The organism is Enterobacter sp. 50793107 (genome assembly GCF_001463365.1).
GTDB classification, from domain to species: domain Bacteria; phylum Pseudomonadota; class Gammaproteobacteria; order Enterobacterales; family Enterobacteriaceae; genus Enterobacter; species Enterobacter cloacae.
In genome coordinates this window covers 24,802-43,115 of sequence record NZ_LNII01000103.1, presented here as the reverse complement: position 1 = coordinate 43,115, position 18,314 = coordinate 24,802, and the positions used below count along the sequence as shown (strand labels likewise).

Genomic DNA, 18,314 nt, shown 5'->3' with positions numbered 1-18,314 from the left:
AAGAGAGTATTTATGTCTGAAGAAAAGAAAGGTCAGCAGTATCTCGCCGCGTTGCATCAGGCTTTTCCGGGTGTTGTGCTGGATGAAGGTTGGCAGACCAAAGACCAGGTAACCGTCACCATTAAGGTGAATTATCTGCCGGAAGTGGTGGAGTTTCTTTACTACCAGCAGGGCGGCTGGCTGTCGGTGCTGTTCGGCAATGACGAGCGTCAGCTGTGCGGCAATTACGCGGTGTACTACGTGATGTCGATGGAGCAGGGCGAGAAGTGCTGGCTTACCGTACGCGTGGAAGTCGACCCGAACAAGCCGGAGTACCCGTCCGTCACGCCCCGCGTGCCTGCCGCCGTCTGGGGCGAGCGCGAAGTGCGTGACATGTATGGCCTGGTGCCGGTGGGGCTGCCGGATGAACGCCGCCTGGTGCTGCCGGACGACTGGCCGGACGAACTGTATCCGCTGCGCAAGGACAGCATGGATTACCGCCAGCGTCCGGCCCCAACCACCGACAGCGAAACCTACGAGTTCATTAACGAACTCGGCAACAAAAAGAACAACGTGGTGCCGATTGGCCCGCTGCACGTCACCTCTGATGAACCAGGCCACTTCCGTCTGTTTGTTGATGGCGAAAACATTATCGACGCCGACTACCGCCTGTTCTACGTCCATCGCGGCATGGAGAAGCTGGCGGAAACCCGGATGGGCTATAACGAGGTGACATTCCTCTCGGACCGCGTGTGCGGCATCTGCGGCTTCGCCCACAGCACCGCCTATACCACCTCGGTGGAGAACGGCATGGGGATCGTGGTGCCGGAGCGCGCGCAGATGATCCGCGCCATTTTGCTGGAAGTGGAACGTCTGCACTCGCACCTGCTGAATCTCGGTCTGGCCTGTCACTTTGTCGGTTTCGACTCCGGGTTTATGCAGTTCTTCCGCGTGCGCGAGGCGTCGATGAAGATGGCGGAGATCCTCACCGGGGCGCGTAAAACCTACGGTCTGAACCTGATCGGTGGGATCCGCCGTGACCTGCTTAAAAACGACATGATCCAGACCCGACAGCTGGCACAGCAGATGCGTCGCGACGTGCAGGAGCTGGTGGATATGCTGCTCAGCACGCCCAACATCGAGCAGCGTACCGTGGGGATCGGCCGCCTTGATCCGGAGATCGCCCGTGACTTCAGCAACGTTGGCCCGATGGTGCGCGCCAGCGGCCACGCCCGCGACACCCGCGCCGATCACCCGTTTGTCGGTTACGGCCTGCTGCCAATGACCGTACACAGCGAACAGGGCTGCGACGTCATCTCCCGCCTGAAGGTGCGTATCAACGAGGTCTTCACCGCGCTGAATATGATCGACTTTGGGCTCGATAACCTGCCGGGCGGCCCGCTGATGGTGGAGGGCTTCACCTACATCCCGAACCGCTTTGCCCTCGGCTTTGCCGAAGCGCCGCGCGGGGACGACATCCACTGGAGCATGACCGGCGATAACCAGAAGCTTTACCGCTGGCGCTGCCGTGCGGCCACCTACGCCAACTGGCCAACCCTGCGCTATATGCTGCGCGGCAACACGGTCTCCGACGCGCCGCTGATCATCGGCAGCCTCGACCCGTGCTACTCCTGCACCGACCGCATGACCGTGGTGGACGTGCGCAAGAAGAAAAGCCAGGTGGTGCCGTACAAAGAGCTTGAGCGCTACAGCATCGAGCGTAAGAACTCGCCGCTGAAATAAGGACTCGTCATGTTTACCTTTATCAAAAAAGTGATCAAAACCGGCACGCCCACCAGCCGCTATCCGCTGGAGCCGATGCCGGTGGATAAAAACTTCCGCGGCAAGCCGGAGCACAACCCGCAGCAGTGCATCGGCTGTGCGGCCTGCGTCAACGCCTGTCCGTCGAATGCCCTGACGGTGGAAACGGATCTGAAAACCGGCGAACTGGCCTGGCAGTTTAACCTCGGTCGCTGCATCTTCTGCGGCCGCTGCGAAGAGGTTTGCCCGACGGTCGCCATTCGTCTGTCTCAGGAGTACGAGCTGGCGGTGTGGAAGAAAGAGGACTTTTTGCAGCAGTCGCGTTTTGCCCTGTGTAACTGCCGCGTCTGCAAACGTCCGTTCGCCGTGCAAAAAGAGATCGACTATGCCATCGCGCTGCTTAAGCACAACGGCGATGCCCGCGCGGAGCATCATCGCGAAAGCTTTGAAACCTGCCCGGAATGCAAACGGCAGAAATGTCTGCTGCCGTCCGACCGCATCGATATCACCCGTCATATGAGAGAGGCCAGCTGATGGAAAACTTACTCGGTCCGCGCGACGAGCGGGGCATTCCGGTGCCAATGACGGTGGAGGAGTCCATCGCCAGCATGAAGGCGTCGCTGTTGAAAAAAATCAAACGCTCGGCCTACGTTTACCGCGTGGACTGCGGCGGCTGCAACGGCTGCGAGATTGAGATCTTCGCCACGCTGTCACCGCTGTTTGACGCCGAACGCTTCGGCATCAAAGTGGTGCCGTCTCCGCGTCATGCCGACATCCTGCTGTTCACCGGGGCCGTCACCCGCGCCATGCGCTCGCCCGCGCTGCGCGCCTGGCAGTCTGCGCCCGATCCGAAAATCTGTATCTCCTATGGGGCGTGCGGTAACAGCGGCGGCATCTTCCACGACCTCTACTGCGTGTGGGGCGGCACCGACAAAATCGTGCCGGTGGACGTCTACATTCCGGGCTGTCCGCCGACGCCTGCCGCCACGCTGTACGGCTTTGCCATGGCGCTCGGCCTGCTGGAGCAGAAAATCCATGCCCGTGAACCGGGTGAACCCGACAATCAGCCTGCGATGATCCTGCATCCGGACATGGTGCAGCCGCTGCGGGTGAAGGTAGACCGCACGGCGCGCAGGCTGGCGGGCTATCGCTATGGCCGTCAGATTGCCGACGATTACCTGCGCCTGCTGAGCCAGGGCGAGCACCAGGTGGCGCGCTGGCTGGAGGCGGAAAACGATCCGCGTCTTAATGAGATTGTTGCGAACCTGAACAGCATTGTGGATGAGGCGCGTATCCGATGAGTGAGACGGTGGTGTTCAGTCAGCTGAGCCGTAAATTTATTGATGAGAACGATGCCACGCCGGACGCGGCGCAGCAGGTGGTCTATTACAGCCTGGCGATTGGGCATCACCTCGGGGTGATCGACTGCCTGGAGGCGGCGCTGAGCTGCCCGTGGTCCGACTATCTGGCGTGGATCGCCACGCTGGAGGAGGGCAGTACGGCGCGGCGCAAAATGGAAGGAGTACCGAAGTACGGTGAGATCGTTATCGACGCCAACCATATTGCGATGCTGGCGAATGCGTTTGACGCGGCGCTGAAACGGCAAACCCCCGAACAGCAGGCGTGGAGCAAAACGCTGCTCAGCATGTTGCATGATATTCATCAGGAAAATGCCATCTACCTGATGGTGAGGAGATTACGTGACTGACGTTTTACTGTGTGTCGGCAACAGCATGATGGGCGACGACGGCGCAGGCCCGCTGCTGGCAGAGATGTGTGCCGCGAACCCGCAGGGCAACTGGGTGGTGATTGACGGCGGCAGCGCGCCGGAAAACGACGTGGTGGCCATCCGCGAGCTTCACCCTGATCGGCTGTTGATTGTCGATGCTACGGATATGGGGCTGAACCCGGGGGACATCCGCCTGATCGACCCGGACGACATTGCCGACATGTTCATGATGACCACGCATAATATGCCGCTTAACTATCTGGTGGATCAGATCAAAGAGGACGTGGGCGAGGTGCTGTTTCTGGGCATTCAGCCGGACATCGTCGGATTTTATTACCCGATGACACCGCCGGTGAAAGCCGCAGTGGAAGTGGTCTATTCACGGCTTGCGGGGTGGGTTGGAAAGGGTGGGTTCCAGCCCCTCACCCTAACCCTCTCCCCATAGGGGACAAAATACACCCTCTCCCCTGTGGGGAGAGGGCCGGGGTGAGGGGGAAGCAACAGGCTACGCCAGATCCCCCCCGTTACTCGCAATCACCTTCTTATACCACCAGAACGATTTCTTGCGTTTGCGCTCCAGCGTGCCGTTTCCGGCATCGTCGCGGTCAACGTAGACAAACCCGTAGCGCTTGCTCATTTCGCCCGTTGAGGCCGCCACCAGGTCAATGCAGCCCCAGGTGGTATAGCCCATCAGCGGCACGCCGTCCTCAATGGCATCGCCCATCGCGCGGATATGCTCGCGCAGATAGCTGATGCGGTAGTCATCGTTAATTTCGCCGTTTTCATCAATGACATCTTTTGCGCCGAGGCCGTTTTCCACCAGGAACAGCGGTTTCTGATAACGGTCGTACATCATGTTCATGGTGATGCGCAGGCCGAGCGGATCGATGCCCCAGCCCCATTCGCTCACCTGAATATGCGGGTTGCGCAGGGATTTGACGATGTTCGCCGCATTGGTATTGTTCGCGTTCATATCGGCCGACGCGCAGCGCGAGGCGTAATAGCTGAACGACACAAAATCGACGGTGTTTTTCAGCATTTCGTCGTCGCCCGGATCTTTCACAATCACCACCCCTTTTTCGCGGAACACGCGGGCGGAGTAGGCCGGATAGCTGCCGCGCGCCTGCACGTCGATAAAGAACAGGTTCTCGCGGTCCTTCTCCAGCGCCATCCATACGTCTTCCGGCTTGCAGGAGTAAGGGTAGAAATTCCCGCCCGCCAGCATGCAGCCAACCTGGTTTTCCGGGTTTACCTCGTGGGCGATTTTGGTCGCCAGCGCGCTTGCGACCAGCTCGTGGTGCGCGGCCTGGTATTTCACCTGATCTTCGTTTTCACCTTCTTCGAACACCAGCCCCGCGCCGGAGAACGGGCTGTGCAGCATGATGTTGATCTCGTTGAAGGTGAGCCAGTATTTCACCAGACCGTTAAATTCTTCGAAACAGGTGCGGGCGTAGCGGGCAAAGAAATCGACCATCTTGCGGTTGCGCCAGGAGCCATACTCCGTCACCAGATGCATCGGCACGTCGAAGTGGCACAGGGTGACCAGCGGCTCAATGTTGTACTTTTTGCACTCTTCAAACACCGCGCGATAGAAGGCAATGCCCTCTTTATTCGGCAGCGGTTCGTCGCCGTTCGGATAGAGGCGGCTCCAGGCAATCGAGGTGCGGAACACCGTAAAGCCCATCTCCGCCATCAGGGCGATGTCCTCTTTGTAGCGATGGTAAAAATCGATCGCCTCGTGGCTTGGGTAAAACTCGTCGTCACGCAGCGAAAAACGCTTTTCCTTACCAAGCTTCACCGCCAGGCGGTTTGCGCCGTGAGGGATCATGTCGACCGTGGTCAGCCCTTTGCCGCCTTCACGGTAAGCGCCTTCGCTCTGGTTGGCGGCAAGCGCGCCGCCCCATAAAAATCTTTGTGGAAAAACAGACATTTCTACCTCGTTATACGGTTAAACTTGTGCGGTTTTGGCCTGCACCAGCGCGCTCTGCAGGGCGCGGGCTTTTTCAGCCTCGTCTTCGACCGGGATATCTTCAAAGCCTAATATCAGGGTCAGCACGAAGGAGAGCACGACCGCCAGCGCCATGACGCCGAATACCCAGACAATGGTCATCGGGTTGGCCGGATCGAAGAACTGCACACTGGTAAACAGCCCCGGCGCCGCCATTGAGTGGCTGGCAAGCCCCGCAATACCGGCCACCGCGCCACAGATAAAGCCGCTAATCAGGCTGGCAATCAGCGGGCGTTTCAGGCGAACCGCCACGCCATACAGCGCCGGTTCAGAGATGCCCGCCATGATGGCGGAAGCCGCCGCGGCCAGCGCCGTCTGGCGCAGCTCCGGGTTTTTCGTTTTCCACGCCACCGCCAGGGATGAACCGCCGAGCGACAGGTTGGCACCGATTTCCGACGGCATCACCATCCCCTCTTTACCCGTTTCGGCAATGGTCTGAATGATAGTCGGGGTAAAGACGCGGTGCATCCCGGTCATGACCAGCAGCGGCCAGAGCGCGCCCATGATCGCCACGGAGAGCCAGCCCAGATAGCCGTGAATGGTGTAGACCAGCGCGGAGATGGCGCTGCCGATCCAGATCCCCAGCGGCCCAATCAGCACGATGGCGAGCGGGGCGGCAATCAGCACGATCAGCATCGGCTTGAGGAAGTTTTTCGTCACCGCAGGCGTAATGCGATCCACCCAGCGTTCGATATACGACAGGCACCAGGTCATCACCAGCGCCGGGATCACGGTGTAGGTGTATTTCACCGCCGTCACCGGGATAAACGCGAATTCGACGTGCTCACCCTGCGCGGCTTTCGCCATCAGCTCGATAAAGCTCGGATGCACCAGCACGCCTGCAATGGCGATCGCCAGCGACATGTTGGTTTTGAATTTCACGGCGGCAGATGCTGCCACCATCAGTGGCAGGAAGAAGAACGCCCCGTCGCCGATGACGGTCAAAATGGTGAGCGTCGGCGCGCCTTTCACCAGCACGCCGGTCATCTCAAGGATCATCGCCAGCAGCTTGACCATCGAGCCGCCGATGATCGCCGGGATCAGCGGCGACATGGTGCCAATCAGCGCGTCGAGGATCCCGGCACCGATGCGGCGCAGGGTCAATTTCTGTGGGCCTTCCGGTACGGCAGGCTGCAGGTCGGTTGGCAGCAGGCTCACCACCTCACGGTAAGCCTGAGAAACGGTATTGCCGATAATCACCTGGCACTGGTTGTCGTTACGTACCACGCCCAGTACGCCGCTGATATTTTTCAGGCGTGCGGTATCGGTAGCGGTTTCGTCTTTCAGGACGAAACGCAGTCGCGTCATGCAATGGGTGACGGCGACGATGTTGTCTTTGCCGCCAAGCGCGCTGACAACGTCTTGCGCCAGCGCGGCATAATTTTTGGCCATCGGATGTGATCCTGTTGTCGTTGTGAGAGTATGTAGGAAACCGGTTCCACATAATCATCATGAGTTTCTTTGAATGAAACAAGATCGCATTTTGACCATTTTTTCATTTCGTGATGGCGATCACCAGACGGTTCAAAAAGCGTGAGCGCGTCGTTGCGACAATTGTTTTGCAGTGCAGTACACTGCGTGCCATCAGTATGAAAGGGAATAACAACATGACCACGATGCTTGAAGTGGCGAAGCGGGCAGGCGTTTCGAAAGCGACGGTTTCCCGGGTGCTGTCGGGGAATGGCTATGTCAGCCAGGAGACCAAAGACCGGGTGTTTCAGGCCATCGAAGAGAGCGGCTATCGCCCCAATTTGCTGGCGCGCAACCTGGCGACCAAACGCACCCAGACGCTGGGACTGGTGGTGACCAACACCCTGTATCACGGCGTCTATTTTAGTGAGTTGCTGTTTCACGCCGCCCGCATGACGGAAGAGAAGGGGCGGCAGCTGATCCTGGCGGACGGCAAGCACAGCGCCGATGAAGAGCGCGAAGCCATCCAGTACCTGCTTGATATGCGCTGTGACGCGGTCATTATCTATCCGCGTTTTCTGAGCGTGGAAGAGATGGACGAGATCGTCGAGAAATACGAGCAGCCGATCATGGTACTGAACCGTCGCCTGCGTAAAAACAGCAGCCACAGCGTCTGGTCAGATCATAAAGCCTCCTGTCAGGAAGCGGTGTCACAGCTGATTGAGAAAGGGCACCGTGACATTGCGTTTATCACCGGCTCGCTGGATTCGCCCACGGGCGTGGAGCGTCTTTCTGGCTACAAAGACGCCCTGGCGCAACACCAGATCCCGCTGCGTCCGACGCTGATCGCCCACGGCAAATGGAACCCGGCCAGCGGCGCGGCGGCCGTGTCTGAGCTGCTCTCGCGCGGCGAAACCTTTACCGCGCTGGTGGCGAGTAACGACGATATGGCGATTGGCGCCATGAAACAGCTTCACGACAGCGGCGTCGCCACGCCTGATGCGGTGTCGGTGGTAGGCTTCGACGATGTGGCGATTGCGCCCTACATCGTGCCCTCGCTCTCCAGCGTGCGTATTCCGGTTACGGAGATGATTAAAGAGACCATCAGCCGCCTGATTTTTATGCTCGACGGCGGCGAGTTTAAATATCAGCAAACCTTCTCGGGTGAGCTTATCCTGCGCGACTCTGTCATCGACGGCCCGCACCGCTGATGTCGACAGCTGTCATCGTCAGAAGTGACGATGACAGCCCCCGCGACATTTTCTAAATCACTATAAATCAACGAGTTAAAAACTGGCACGGTTTATGAATATCTCCGCGCATGACTGTAATGCTGGAGAAGCAGATGAACCGTTTTATTATGGCTGATGCCAGTAAATGCATTGGCTGCCGTACCTGTGAAGTGGCGTGCGTGGTGTCTCATCAGGCGGAGCAGGATTGCGCTTCGCTTACGCCAGAGACCTTTTTGCCGCGGATCCACGTCATCAAAGGCGTGAATATTTCCACCGCCGCTATCTGCCGTCAGTGCGAAGACGCGCCGTGCGCCAACGTCTGCCCTAACGGTGCAATCAAACGTGAAAAAGGCTTTGTGCATGTGATGCAGGCGCGCTGTATCGGCTGTAAAACCTGCGTGGTCGCCTGCCCGTACGGCGCGATGGAGGTGGTGGTTCGTCCGGTGGTCCGCAACAGCGGCATGGGGCTGAATGTGCGGGCGGAAAAAGCCGAAGCCAACAAATGCGATCTTTGCTATCACCGTGACGCCGGTCCGGCCTGTATGGAAGCCTGCCCGACACACGCGCTGGTTTGCGTGGATCGCGATAAGCTCGAGCAGATGAGCGCCGAGAAGCGCCGTCGCGCAGCGTTCGATACCACCTCATCTCTGCTGTTCTGATCCGTCATGGGCGGTAACGGCGTACAGTTGCGGGTGCGTGGCAAGGTGCAGGGCGTGGGCTTTCGGCCCTTCGTCTGGCAACTGGCTCAGGCGCTGCAGTTGACCGGCGATGTCTGCAACGACGGAGAGGGCGTGCTGGTGCGCCTCGCGGGTAATGGGGGGCATTTCACCGCGAGGCTGCGCCAGGACTGCCCGCCGCTGGCGCGCATCGAGAGTATCGACACGCAGCCGTTCCACTGGTCAACGATGCCAGAGACATTCACCATTCGCCACAGCGCGGGCGGGGCAATGGACACCCAGATTGTACCGGATGCCGCCACCTGTCCCGCGTGCCTTTCGGAGATGAACGACCCCCACGAGCGCCGCTATCGTTACCCGTTTATTAACTGCACCCACTGCGGCCCGCGTTTTACCATTATCCGCGCCATGCCGTATGACCGCCCGGCCACAGCCATGGCGCCATTCCCGCTCTGCTCGCCGTGCGAAACGGAATACCGCAACCCTGCGGACCGACGTTTTCACGCCCAGCCCGTGGCTTGCCCGGACTGCGGGCCTGAGCTTGAGTGGCGTGCGGCCGATCGGGTTGTCACCCGCGAGCTGGCGCTGAACGCGGCGGTGCAGATGCTGAAAAACGGTGGCATTGTGGCTATCAAAGGGCTGGGCGGATTTCATCTGGCCTGCGACGCGCTTAACCCGCAGGCGGTGGCAATGCTGCGGGCACGTAAGCAGCGTCCGGGGAAACCGCTGGCGGTGATGATCCCCAGCGCCGACGACCTTCCGCAGCCGGTGCAAACACGGCTGCGCTCGCCTGCCGCGCCCATCGTGCTGATCCCTAAAGCCTGGCTGCCGACCTTTCCGGACGACATCGCGCCGGGCCTGGATAGCCTCGGTGTGATGCTCCCGGCCAATCCGCTGCACCATTTGCTGATGCAGGAGACGCAACGCCCGCTGGTGATGACCTCCGGCAACCTCAGCGGCAGACCGCCTGCCATCAGTAATCCACAGGCGCTGGAACAGCTCGCAGAGATTGCTGACGGTTTTCTGCTCCATAACCGCGACATCCTGCAGCGGATGGACGATTCCGTGATTGATCAGGACGGGGCCATGCTGCGTCGGGCGCGCGGTTTCGTGCCGGATGCCATCACGTTACCCGCCGGTTTTAGCCCTGTTCCCTCTATTCTGGCGACCGGTGCCGACATGAAGAATACCTTCTGTCTGGTGCGCGGTAACCAGGCGGTGCTGAGCCAGCATTTTGGCGATCTCAGTGACGACGGTGTCGAGGCCCAGTGGCGTTCAGCACTGTCGTTGATGCAGCAGATCTACGCCTTTCAGCCAGAGCGGCTGGTGTGCGATGTCCATCCTGGCTATCACGCCCGGCACTGGGCACAGGAGCAGGCGCTGCCGGTCGATACCGTACTGCATCATCACGCGCATGCCGCGGCCTGCCTTGCCGAAAACGGCTGGCCGCTCGACGGTGGCGACGCCATCGCTCTGACGCTGGACGGGATCGGCATGGGCGAGCACGGCGCGCTGTGGGGCGGGGAGTGTCTGCGGGTGAACTACCTTGAGTGCGAGCATTTGGGCGGCCTGCCCGCCGTGGCGATGCCGGGCGGCGATCTCGCGGCCATGCAGCCCTGGCGAAATCTGCTGGCACACTGCCTGGCGTTTGTTCCTGACTGGCAACGCTACCCGGAAACCCGTGCCGTACGTTCGCAAAACTGGCCGCTTTTAGCGACCGCCGTTCAGCGCGGCCTTAACGCGCCGCTGGCGTCGTCCTGCGGGCGGTTGTTTGATGCGGTGGCCTGTGCTCTGGGTATTGAAACACAACGCTATGAAGGCGAAGCCGCCTGCAGGCTGGAGGCGCTGGCCGCGCAGTGCCCGGGTGTTGAACACCCGGTGACGCTTCAGGTTGAAAACCTTGCGCTCTTCTGGCGGCAGTGGCTGGCCTGGCAGGCGCAACCCTGTGAGCGCGCGTGGGCCTTTCACGATGCGCTGGCAAAAGGGCTGGCGGCGTTAGCCCGACACCATGCCCGACGCCTTTCGCTCTCTACCGTCTGTTTCAGCGGCGGCGTGTTGCATAACCGCCTGCTGCGGGCGCGTCTGCGGGCACACCTCTCTGATTTCACGCTTCTTTTTCCCCATCATCTGCCTGCGGGTGACGGGGCTATCTCCTTCGGGCAGGCGGTGGTTGCCGCAGCCCGGTCATGTTCAAAAAGGATGTAAAATGTTACGACGCTTACGCAATGAACCTCGCGCCGCGCTCCTGCTGCTGGCGCTGGTAATGGCTAATCTTCTGGCGTGGGGCTGGGCGTGGAACGCCTTTAGCAGTAGTTCTGCGTTATTGGCCGCAAGCCTGCTTGCCTGGTGCTATGGGTTGCGTCACGCGGTGGATGCTGACCACATCGCGGCCATTGATACCGTGACACGCAAGATGATGCAGCAGGGCAAGCGCCCCTCTGGTGTCGGGGCGTGGTTCTCACTGGGGCACTCCACCATTGTGGTGCTGGCCTCCATCGCCATAGCCGCGACGGCGACCGCGTTTCAGAAAAATATGGCCTGGTTTCATGAAACCGGCAGCCTGATTGGCACGGCCGTCTCCGCGACGTTCCTGCTGGCGATGGCGTTAGTTAATATGGTGATTTTACGCGGTGTCTGGCGCAATTTTCAGGCGCTGAAAAACGGGCAGGCGGTGCAGGGAGACATCTCCCTCCCGGCGCAGGGCGGAATAATGAACTGGCTGTTTGGCGCGACTTTCCGCCTGGTCAACAAAAGCTGGCAGATGTATCTGGTCGGTTTTCTGTTCGGGCTTGGTTTTGATACCGCCACTGAAATCGGCGTGCTCGGGATCTCTGCCGCCAGCGCCTCAAACGGTATGTCGGAGTGGTCAATCATGATCTTCCCGGCGCTTTTCGCCAGCGGCATGGCGCTGGTGGATACCCTCGACAACCTGTTGATGGTGGGGGCTTACGGCTGGGCATTCAACAAACCGCAGCGCAAGCTCTACTACAACATGACCATTACCGGTACCTCTGTGGTGGTGGCGGTGTTTATCGGCGGGCTGGAAGCGCTGGGGCTGCTGATGGATAAATTTGCCCTCAGCGGCGGCATCTGGGATCGCATTGGTGCCGTCAACGATAACCTCGGCAACGCCGGTTTTGTGGTGGTTGGGCTGTTTGTCGCCTGCTGGCTGATCTCCATGATCAACTACCGCTGGCGCGGCTACGACGCGCTGGTCATACATTCCTGAGCGCTGCGCTAAAACCATTGTGTTTGAGGGGTAAAATCGCCATGATGTCGTTCCGGTAAAGCGAAGCAGGGTGCCGTTTTGCTGGAAAAATGGAATGAATATCTTGCTGTTTATGAAGGTTTTTACACTTTTATATTCAGTCAAATAATAAGTTAAGGACAGATGGCGATGATTTACCTCTTTTGTATTTATCTTGCTAATAGATTACGTAAAAAAAAGCCCCGGGACATCGGGGCTGCGGATAATAAAATCCCAGGGTTAAGTAAGCGTGGTAAAAGGTTAAGGGTTAAGCGGGCAGCGATTTCAGTAGCGCGAAAGCCTCCTTCATCCGATCTTCGCTAACCACGAAGGCGCGGAGCTGGCCATCGGCGTCAGAGCCGCGCGCGACCATTCCCTGAGCTTCCACAGCGATCTGCCAGTTCAGATCCTGGCGCTGGGTTTCACCTGCCAGATGCAGCGGCAACGCCGGCGTTTTCACCTTCACCAGCATGGCCGGTAATTTCAGCGGCGCGCTGTTGCCGAGCAGGTTTTTTGCCAGATACATGGCGCTAAGCTGGATCGGCTGCAGGAAAGGCAGTACCTGGCCGTTGATTTCCGCGCAGTCCCCCAGGGCGTAAATGTCGGGTTGCGTGGTTTGCAGGTAGCTATTCACCTTCACGCCACGGCCTGTTTCAGCGCCTGCGCGGTGCGCCAGCGCCGTTTCCGGGCGCAACCCCGTCGCGGCAACCACCACATCGACTTCCAGGCTGCGATTGCGGTCAAGCGTCGCGCGAATGCCGCCTTCGGTTTCGCTCAGATGTTGCAGTTGCGATTTCAACAGCAGATGCACGCCCATGTCGGTCAGACGGTGCTGTAAGCGACTGCTTACTTCTGCAGGCATCAAGGCCGACAGAATGCTTGCTGCGTGGTCGACCAGGGTGACGGCTTTACCCGCCCGACAAAAATCCATCGCCAGCTCGGTGCCAATCAAACCGCCGCCAACAATCATTACCCGTTTTGCATCACGAAGCTTCGTTTCGCTGGCCCGATACTCCTGCTGGCTGTTGAGCGTCATCATCAGCTCGCGGCCGGTAACCGGCGGCACGAACGCAGAGGCCCCCGTCGCCAGCACCAGCTTGTCGTACTGCCAGGTTTTATCTTTCGCTTTTACCACGTGGGCATCGGCGTCAATATCGGTGACCCAGGTGTACGGAAACAGACGCAGGTTGAACTGCTCCGCGAACTCCCCCGCCGTCTGGCGGGTGAGATCGTCGGCGCGCTGGTTCAGGCTAATCACATGGCTTAAATCGGGCTTGTTGTACTCGTCCATGCTGTCGGCCGCGATCATCGTCAGCGGCACGTTAGCGTCCTGTTTGCGGATATTTTTCACCAGCTGGCGGGCGGCAAAGCCCGAGCCGATGATGACGATACCGTTGCTCATTTTGCCTCCGTTGCCAGTTCGTCAAAGACGTCTTTTCCGAGGGAACATTCCGGGCAGAGGAAGTTGTCCGGCACCTCACTCCACGGCGTACCTGGAGCCACGTCCTGCAACGGCTCGCCCAGTTCCGGGTCGTAGATCCACTGGCAGACGCTGCACTGCATGCGTGGACCGAGATCGGCGCTGGCTGCCCCGGCACAGGTTTGCGGCTGTTCGGCGGGGAGTGCTGCGACCTCAGGAAGCGGTGCAAGCGCCCACTGACGAGCAATATCGCGGCCGTGCTGACGACAGACTTCCAGCGCGTCAAGATCCGGACGCCATTTGGCCTTCAGGCTCATGGACATCTCAAAACCGGCATCCTGCAGGCGGGTGGAGAGACGATCTACCGCGCCGCCGCTCCAGCCGTGGGAGCCAAAGGCGCTGGCACGTTTGTTACGGAAGCGCAGACCGGTCATCTCTTCCACCAGGCCAGCAATTTTCGGCATCATCACGTTGTTCATGGTGGAGGTGCCCACCAGCACGCCCTTAGAGCGGAAGACGTTGGTGAGGATCTCGTTTTTATCGCTGCGCGCCACGTTGAAGATTTTCACCGCCACGTTCGGGTCCACCTCGTTGATACCCTGGGCGATGGCGTCTGCCATCATGCGGGTGTTGTTGGACATGGTGTCGTAGAAAATCGTGATGCGGTCTTCCTGATAATCCGCCGCCCATTTCAGGTATAGCTCAACGATCTGGGTGGGGTTTTCACGCCACACCACGCCGTGGGAGGTGGCAATCATATCCACCGGCAGGTTGAAGCCGAGGATCTCGGTGATTTTGGGCGTCACCAGACGGCTGAACGGAGTCAGGATGTTGGCGTAGTAGCGCTGGCACTGTTCGAACAGCTCGGTCTGATCCACTTCATCGTTAAACAGGCGTTCGTCGCAGTAGTGCTGACCAAAGGCGTCGTTGCTGAACAGCACCGCATCGCCGGTCAGGTAGGTCATCATGCTGTCCGGCCAGTGCAGCATCGGGGTTTCTACGAAGATCAGCTGTTTACCGTTACCAATATCCAGCGTGTCGCCGGTTTTCACGGTGTGGAAGTTCCACTCCGGATGGTGATGGTGACCGTTGATGGAGTCGATGGCGTTGGTGGTGCAGTAGATCGGGGTATCCGGAATGTGGGACATCAACTCGGTCAGCGCCCCGGCGTGATCCTCTTCCGCGTGGTTGATGATGATGTAGTCGATGTCGTTCAGATCGATTTCACTGCGCAGGTTCTGCACGAACTCGCGGCTGAATTTATGATCGACGGTATCGATCAGTACGTTTTTACCTTCACGAATGAGATAGCTGTTATAGCTGCTGCCGCGCAGCGTTTTATATTCCGTTCCGTGAAAATCACGCACTTCCCAGTCACGTTGACCAACCCAATGAATGTTATTTTTAACCAGAATAGACATAGCAACCTCAAATAATACGGCGTGTTGAATAAGTTGTTTTGTCTATATCAACTTGCGTGCCAACTTTTATTTTGTTGATTTTTATGGATTAAATTTTTTATGCCCCCGAATGGGTAGTCATTATGACTATCGTTAAAGATGTCAATATGACACTATGTATTGTCAAAATGACAGCGAGGCAGACATGAGCTTTTCCGTAGACGTGCTGGCGAAAATCGCCATTGAACTGCAAACCGGCATCGGGCATCAGGATCGTTTTCAGCGGCTGATCTCCACGCTGCGCCACGTGCTGGAATGCGATGCTTCGGCGCTGCTGCGCTACGAGGGACGGCAGTTTATTCCGTTGGCCATCGACGGGCTGGCGCAGGACGTGCTCGGGCGACGCTTTACGCTGGAAGGCCACCCGCGGCTGGAGACCATCGCCCGGGCGGGTGACGTAGTGCGTTTTCCGGCAGACAGCGATCTGCCCGACCCGTACGACGGCCTTATACCCGGGCAGGAGAGCCTGAAGGTGCACGCCTGTATCGGCCTGCCGCTGTTTGCCGGACAAAACCTGATTGGGGCGCTGACCCTCGACGGCATGTCGCCGGACCAGTTCGATACCTTCAGCGACGAAGAACTGCGCCTGATTGCGGCCCTGGCGGCCGGGGCGCTGAACAATGCTCTGCTGATTGAACAGCTGGAGAGCCAGAATATTCTTCCCGGCAGCCCGGCGGCGTTTGAACAGGTCGCGCATACGGAGATGATTGGCCTCTCGCCAGGCATGGTACAACTCAAAAAAGAGATTGAGATCGTCGCGGCATCCGATTTGAACGTGCTGATCTTCGGTGAGACCGGCACCGGTAAAGAGCTGGTGGCGAAATCCATTCACGAAGCTTCACCGCGTGCGGCCAACCCGCTGGTCTACCTTAACTGCGCCGCACTGCCGGAAAGCGTGGCGGAAAGCGAGCTGTTTGGTCACGTCAAAGGGGCATTTACCGGGGCCATCAGCAACCGCAGCGGCAAGTTTGAAATGGCCGATAACGGCACGCTATTCCTCGATGAAATAGGCGAGCTTTCGCTGTCGCTGCAGGCCAAGCTGCTGCGCGTATTACAGTACGGTGATATTCAGCGCGTGGGAGACGACCGCAGCTTACGGGTCAACGTGCGCGTGCTGGCGGCAACCAACCGCGACCTGCGCGAAGCGGTGCTGAACGGCAATTTCCGCGCCGATCTGTTCCATCGTCTGAGTGTTTTTCCGCTTACCGTGCCGCCGCTGCGCGAGCGTGGGGACGATGTGGTGCTGCTGGCGGGTTTTTTCTGCGAACAGTGTCGGCTCAAAATGGGCTTGTCGCGCGTGGTATTAAGCCCGGGAGCGCGAGGCCATCTGCTGACCTACGGCTGGCCGGGTAACGTACGTGAGCTGGAGCACGCCATCCATCGCGCGGTGGTGCTGGCGCGGGCGACGCGCTCGGGGGATGACATCGTGATTCATGCGCGCCATTTTGCCCTGCATGATGAAAATATACCGTCCGTGAAGCCCGCTGCGCCTGAAAGCGTGAACGAGAATCTGCGTGAAGCGACGGAAGAATTTCAGCGTCAGATGATTACCCGCGCGCTGGAACAGAACAACCGCAGTTGGGCGGCGTGCGCGCGGGCGCTGGAAATGGACGTCGCCAACCTGCACCGGCTGGCGAAGCGTCTGGGACTGAAGGGTTAAATAATGCCTGCCTGGTAGAAATCCTGCAGGTTGATGGCGCCGCACAGGCGGCCAGCGTCATCCACCACCGGCGCGGCGGTGATTTTACGTTTCATCAGCACCTCTTTGGCTTCAATGGCGCGGCTGTTGGCATTCAGCGTTAACCCGCCAGAGGTCATCGCTTCTGAGACGCGAGCCTCCAGCTTGCCGCCGCCCACCAGCCAGCGGCGCAGGTCGCCGTCGGTAAAGACGCCTTTCACCTGGCGCGTATCGTCGCAGACGGCGACCAGCCCCAGCCCGGTGCGGCTCAGCTCCAGCATCGCGTCCATCACGCTGGTATCGAGTTTGACCTGCGGGATGGCATCGCCAGAGCGCATCAGGTGATGAACATTATTCAGCAGCCGTGCGCCGAGCGCCCCGGCAGGGTGTGAACGGGCGAAATCTTCTTCATTGAAACCGCGCGCCTGCATCACCGCCATTGCCAGCGCATCGCCCATCATCAGGGTGTTGACGGTACTGGAGGTGGGGGCGAGGTGCATCGGGCAGGCTTCGCGCTCCACGGCAATATCCAGCACCGCTTTGGCCGCCAGCGCCAGCGGCGAACGGGATTTACCGGTCATGGCCAGCAGGGCGATCGATTTTTCCTGCAGGCGCGGGATGATGAGGTCCAGCTCTTTGGCCGAGCCGGAGTAGGAGATAAACAGCATCACGTCACGGCTTTCAATCATCCCCAGATCGCCGTGCAGGGCTTCAGCCGGGTGCACGAAGAACGCCGGTGTCCCGGTGCTCGCCAGCGTTGCGGCAATTTTTTTGCCGATGTGGCCGGACTTGCCGATCCCGGAGACAATCACTTTGCCTTTACACTGGATGATGGTGTTGGCGGCGCGGACAAAATCGTCGCCCAGCCGTTCCGGCAGGCGGCTGGCCTCCTGTAGCTCCAGCATCAGGGTCTGACGGCCTGCGTTTAACAGAAAATCACTCATCTTTTTCTCCCGTTACGATCACATCGATGCCTTTCTCTTCCAGCGCTTTTTTGAACGCCGGATCGATCCCTGCGTCGGTAATCAGCGTATCGACGCTTTCAAGGCTACAGACAATGTTGGGGCTTTTACGGCCAAACTTCGAGGAGTCCGCCATCAAAATGACTTCCCGGGCGGCGTTACACATGGCTTTACTGACGCTGAACACCTCGTTGAACGTGGTGACACCGGCGTTCAGGTCGATGCCGTCGGTGCCCATAAACAATTTGTCAAAGCTGAAGTGCTCGAAGGCATTTTCCGCCAGCTGGCCGTGAAAGGACGCCGATTTTTTACGGAAGGTACCGCCGGGCATCAGAATGGTTTGTTCGCTGTCGAACTCTGCCAGGGCGTTGACGATGTGCAGACTGTTGGTCATCACCGTGATGTTGTTAAAGCGATTGAGCAGCGGGATCATCTGCAGGACGGTGCTGCCCGCATCAAGAATAATGGAGTCACCATCATGGATAAATTTCACGGCGGCTTCGGCAATCAGCGCTTTCTGGTGGGTGTTGATCAGCGTTTTGTGATCGATAGGAGGGTCGGCTTCATCTTTGTTGAGCATTACTCCACCGTAGGTTCGAATGACCGCGCCTGCGTTTTCGAGCAATACCAGGTCCTTGCGTATCGTTGTGCCGGTGGTGTCAAAGTAGTGGGCCAGCTCTTCTACCGAGCATTTTCCCTGCTTTTGCAGATGCTCAAGAATGGCCGCCTGCCGCTGACGAGGTTTCATAGG

The 18,314-nt window shown here is 59.0% G+C and carries 16 protein-coding genes; 10 read left to right on the top strand and 6 right to left on the bottom strand.

The features are described from left to right. The first annotated feature begins 12 nt into the window (after nt 1-12). The 5 genes from hycE to hycI are packed head-to-tail and all read left to right on the top strand — an operon-like array spanning nt 13 to nt 3,914. Nucleotides 13-1,722: a formate hydrogenlyase subunit HycE gene (gene hycE / locus APU11_RS14745; RefSeq protein ID WP_029883192.1), complete on the top strand. Its 1,710-nt coding sequence runs from the start codon at nt 13-15 to the stop codon at nt 1,720-1,722. Between the two features lie 9 nt (nt 1,723-1,731). Further along, on the top strand, nt 1,732-2,274 hold the full coding sequence (locus APU11_RS14740) for a formate hydrogenlyase complex iron-sulfur subunit (RefSeq protein WP_013098464.1): 543 nt from the start codon (nt 1,732-1,734) through the stop codon (nt 2,272-2,274). Then, nucleotides 2,274-3,041 (top strand): NADH-quinone oxidoreductase subunit B family protein, encoded by a 768-nt coding sequence (locus APU11_RS14735; RefSeq protein WP_014833050.1) that lies wholly within the window; start codon nt 2,274-2,276, stop codon nt 3,039-3,041. The genes APU11_RS14740 and APU11_RS14735 overlap by 1 nt, the downstream gene beginning before the upstream one ends. Beyond that, nucleotides 3,038-3,448, top strand: coding sequence for a formate hydrogenlyase maturation HycH family protein (locus APU11_RS14730; protein ID WP_023620171.1), 411 nt, complete (start codon nt 3,038-3,040; stop codon nt 3,446-3,448). Before APU11_RS14735 ends, APU11_RS14730 begins: the two co-directional genes overlap by 4 nt. Beyond that, nucleotides 3,441-3,914, top strand: coding sequence for a hydrogenase maturation peptidase HycI (gene hycI, locus APU11_RS14725; RefSeq protein ID WP_013098461.1), 474 nt, complete (start codon nt 3,441-3,443; stop codon nt 3,912-3,914). Before APU11_RS14730 ends, hycI begins: the two co-directional genes overlap by 8 nt. Nucleotides 3,915-3,974: 60 nt before the next feature. On the opposite strand, the gene APU11_RS14720 is transcribed toward hycI, so the two are convergent. Beyond that, nucleotides 3,975-5,399 carry a 6-phospho-beta-glucosidase gene (locus APU11_RS14720; protein ID WP_058650462.1) on the bottom strand — a complete coding sequence of 475 codons (1,425 nt, stop codon included), beginning with the start codon at nt 5,397-5,399 and terminating at the stop codon, nt 3,975-3,977. Between the two features lie 18 nt (nt 5,400-5,417). Further along, on the bottom strand, nt 5,418-6,869 hold the full coding sequence (ascF, locus tag APU11_RS14715; RefSeq protein WP_058650463.1) for a PTS cellobiose/arbutin/salicin transporter subunit IIBC: 1,452 nt from the start codon (nt 6,867-6,869) through the stop codon (nt 5,418-5,420). A 215-nt stretch (nt 6,870-7,084) separates the two neighbouring features. Here ascF and APU11_RS14710 point away from each other — a divergent pair, with 215 nt between their 5' ends. The 4 genes from APU11_RS14710 (at nt 7,085) to APU11_RS14695 (ending at nt 12,025) form a co-directional block, all read left to right on the top strand. Next, entirely contained in the window at nt 7,085-8,098 is a 1,014-nt protein-coding gene (locus APU11_RS14710) for a LacI family DNA-binding transcriptional regulator (RefSeq protein WP_029883949.1), read from the top strand. A gap of 134 nt (nt 8,099-8,232) precedes the next feature. After that, nucleotides 8,233-8,778 (top strand): electron transport protein HydN, encoded by a 546-nt coding sequence (gene hydN, locus APU11_RS14705; RefSeq protein ID WP_014833044.1) that lies wholly within the window; start codon nt 8,233-8,235, stop codon nt 8,776-8,778. Nucleotides 8,779-8,784: 6 nt separating this feature from the next. After that, entirely contained in the window at nt 8,785-11,001 is a 2,217-nt protein-coding gene (gene hypF / locus APU11_RS14700) for a carbamoyltransferase HypF (RefSeq protein WP_058650464.1), read from the top strand. Between the two features lies 1 nt (nt 11,002). After that, complete coding sequence (locus APU11_RS14695) at nt 11,003-12,025, top strand: HoxN/HupN/NixA family nickel/cobalt transporter (protein WP_058650465.1); 1,023 nt, start codon at nt 11,003-11,005, stop codon at nt 12,023-12,025. Between the two features lie 286 nt (nt 12,026-12,311). On the opposite strand, the gene norW is transcribed toward APU11_RS14695, so the two are convergent. Next, entirely contained in the window at nt 12,312-13,445 is a 1,134-nt protein-coding gene (norW, locus tag APU11_RS14690; protein ID WP_029883945.1) for an NADH:flavorubredoxin reductase NorW, read from the bottom strand. Continuing rightward, nucleotides 13,442-14,884 carry an anaerobic nitric oxide reductase flavorubredoxin gene (gene norV, locus APU11_RS14685; RefSeq protein ID WP_047024444.1) on the bottom strand — a complete coding sequence of 481 codons (1,443 nt, stop codon included), beginning with the start codon at nt 14,882-14,884 and terminating at the stop codon, nt 13,442-13,444. The genes norW and norV overlap by 4 nt, the downstream gene beginning before the upstream one ends. Nucleotides 14,885-15,068: 184 nt before the next feature. On the opposite strand from norV, the gene norR reads away from it, so the two are divergent. After that, a complete protein-coding gene (gene norR, locus APU11_RS14680) occupies nt 15,069-16,583 on the top strand; it encodes a nitric oxide reductase transcriptional regulator NorR (RefSeq protein WP_058650466.1) in 1,515 nt (504 codons plus the stop codon). On the opposite strand, the gene gutQ is transcribed toward norR, so the two are convergent. Together gutQ and APU11_RS14670 are read right to left on the bottom strand one after the other, a co-directional pair. Then, a complete protein-coding gene (gene gutQ / locus APU11_RS14675) occupies nt 16,580-17,545 on the bottom strand; it encodes an arabinose-5-phosphate isomerase GutQ (RefSeq protein ID WP_058650467.1) in 966 nt (321 codons plus the stop codon). The two genes, norR and gutQ, sit on opposite strands and share 4 nt — an antisense overlap. Continuing rightward, a complete protein-coding gene (locus APU11_RS14670) occupies nt 17,538-18,311 on the bottom strand; it encodes a DNA-binding transcriptional repressor (RefSeq protein ID WP_013098449.1) in 774 nt (257 codons plus the stop codon). The genes gutQ and APU11_RS14670 overlap by 8 nt, the downstream gene beginning before the upstream one ends. Between the last annotated feature and the right edge of the window lie 3 nt (nt 18,312-18,314).

Bases quoted from the DNA above. Each gene is read 5' to 3' on its own strand.
- hycE (WP_029883192.1), top strand. From the start codon at position 13: ATGTCTGAAGAAAAGAAAGGTCAGCAGTATCTCGCCGCGTTGCATCAG.
- APU11_RS14740 (WP_013098464.1), top strand. From the start codon at position 1,732: ATGTTTACCTTTATCAAAAAAGTGATCAAAACCGGCACGCCCACCAGC.
- APU11_RS14735 (WP_014833050.1), top strand. From the start codon at position 2,274: ATGGAAAACTTACTCGGTCCGCGCGACGAGCGGGGCATTCCGGTGCCA.
- APU11_RS14730 (WP_023620171.1), top strand. From the start codon at position 3,038: ATGAGTGAGACGGTGGTGTTCAGTCAGCTGAGCCGTAAATTTATTGAT.
- APU11_RS14720 (WP_058650462.1), bottom strand. From the start codon at position 5,399: ATGTCTGTTTTTCCACAAAGATTTTTATGGGGCGGCGCGCTTGCCGCC.
- ascF (WP_058650463.1), bottom strand. From the start codon at position 6,869: ATGGCCAAAAATTATGCCGCGCTGGCGCAAGACGTTGTCAGCGCGCTT.
- APU11_RS14710 (WP_029883949.1), top strand. From the start codon at position 7,085: ATGACCACGATGCTTGAAGTGGCGAAGCGGGCAGGCGTTTCGAAAGCG.
- hydN (WP_014833044.1), top strand. From the start codon at position 8,233: ATGAACCGTTTTATTATGGCTGATGCCAGTAAATGCATTGGCTGCCGT.
- hypF (WP_058650464.1), top strand. From the start codon at position 8,785: ATGGGCGGTAACGGCGTACAGTTGCGGGTGCGTGGCAAGGTGCAGGGC.
- APU11_RS14695 (WP_058650465.1), top strand. From the start codon at position 11,003: ATGTTACGACGCTTACGCAATGAACCTCGCGCCGCGCTCCTGCTGCTG.
- norW (WP_029883945.1), bottom strand. From the start codon at position 13,445: ATGAGCAACGGTATCGTCATCATCGGCTCGGGCTTTGCCGCCCGCCAG.
- norV (WP_047024444.1), bottom strand. From the start codon at position 14,884: ATGTCTATTCTGGTTAAAAATAACATTCATTGGGTTGGTCAACGTGAC.
- norR (WP_058650466.1), top strand. From the start codon at position 15,069: ATGAGCTTTTCCGTAGACGTGCTGGCGAAAATCGCCATTGAACTGCAA.
- gutQ (WP_058650467.1), bottom strand. From the start codon at position 17,545: ATGAGTGATTTTCTGTTAAACGCAGGCCGTCAGACCCTGATGCTGGAG.
- APU11_RS14670 (WP_013098449.1), bottom strand. From the start codon at position 18,311: ATGAAACCTCGTCAGCGGCAGGCGGCCATTCTTGAGCATCTGCAAAAG.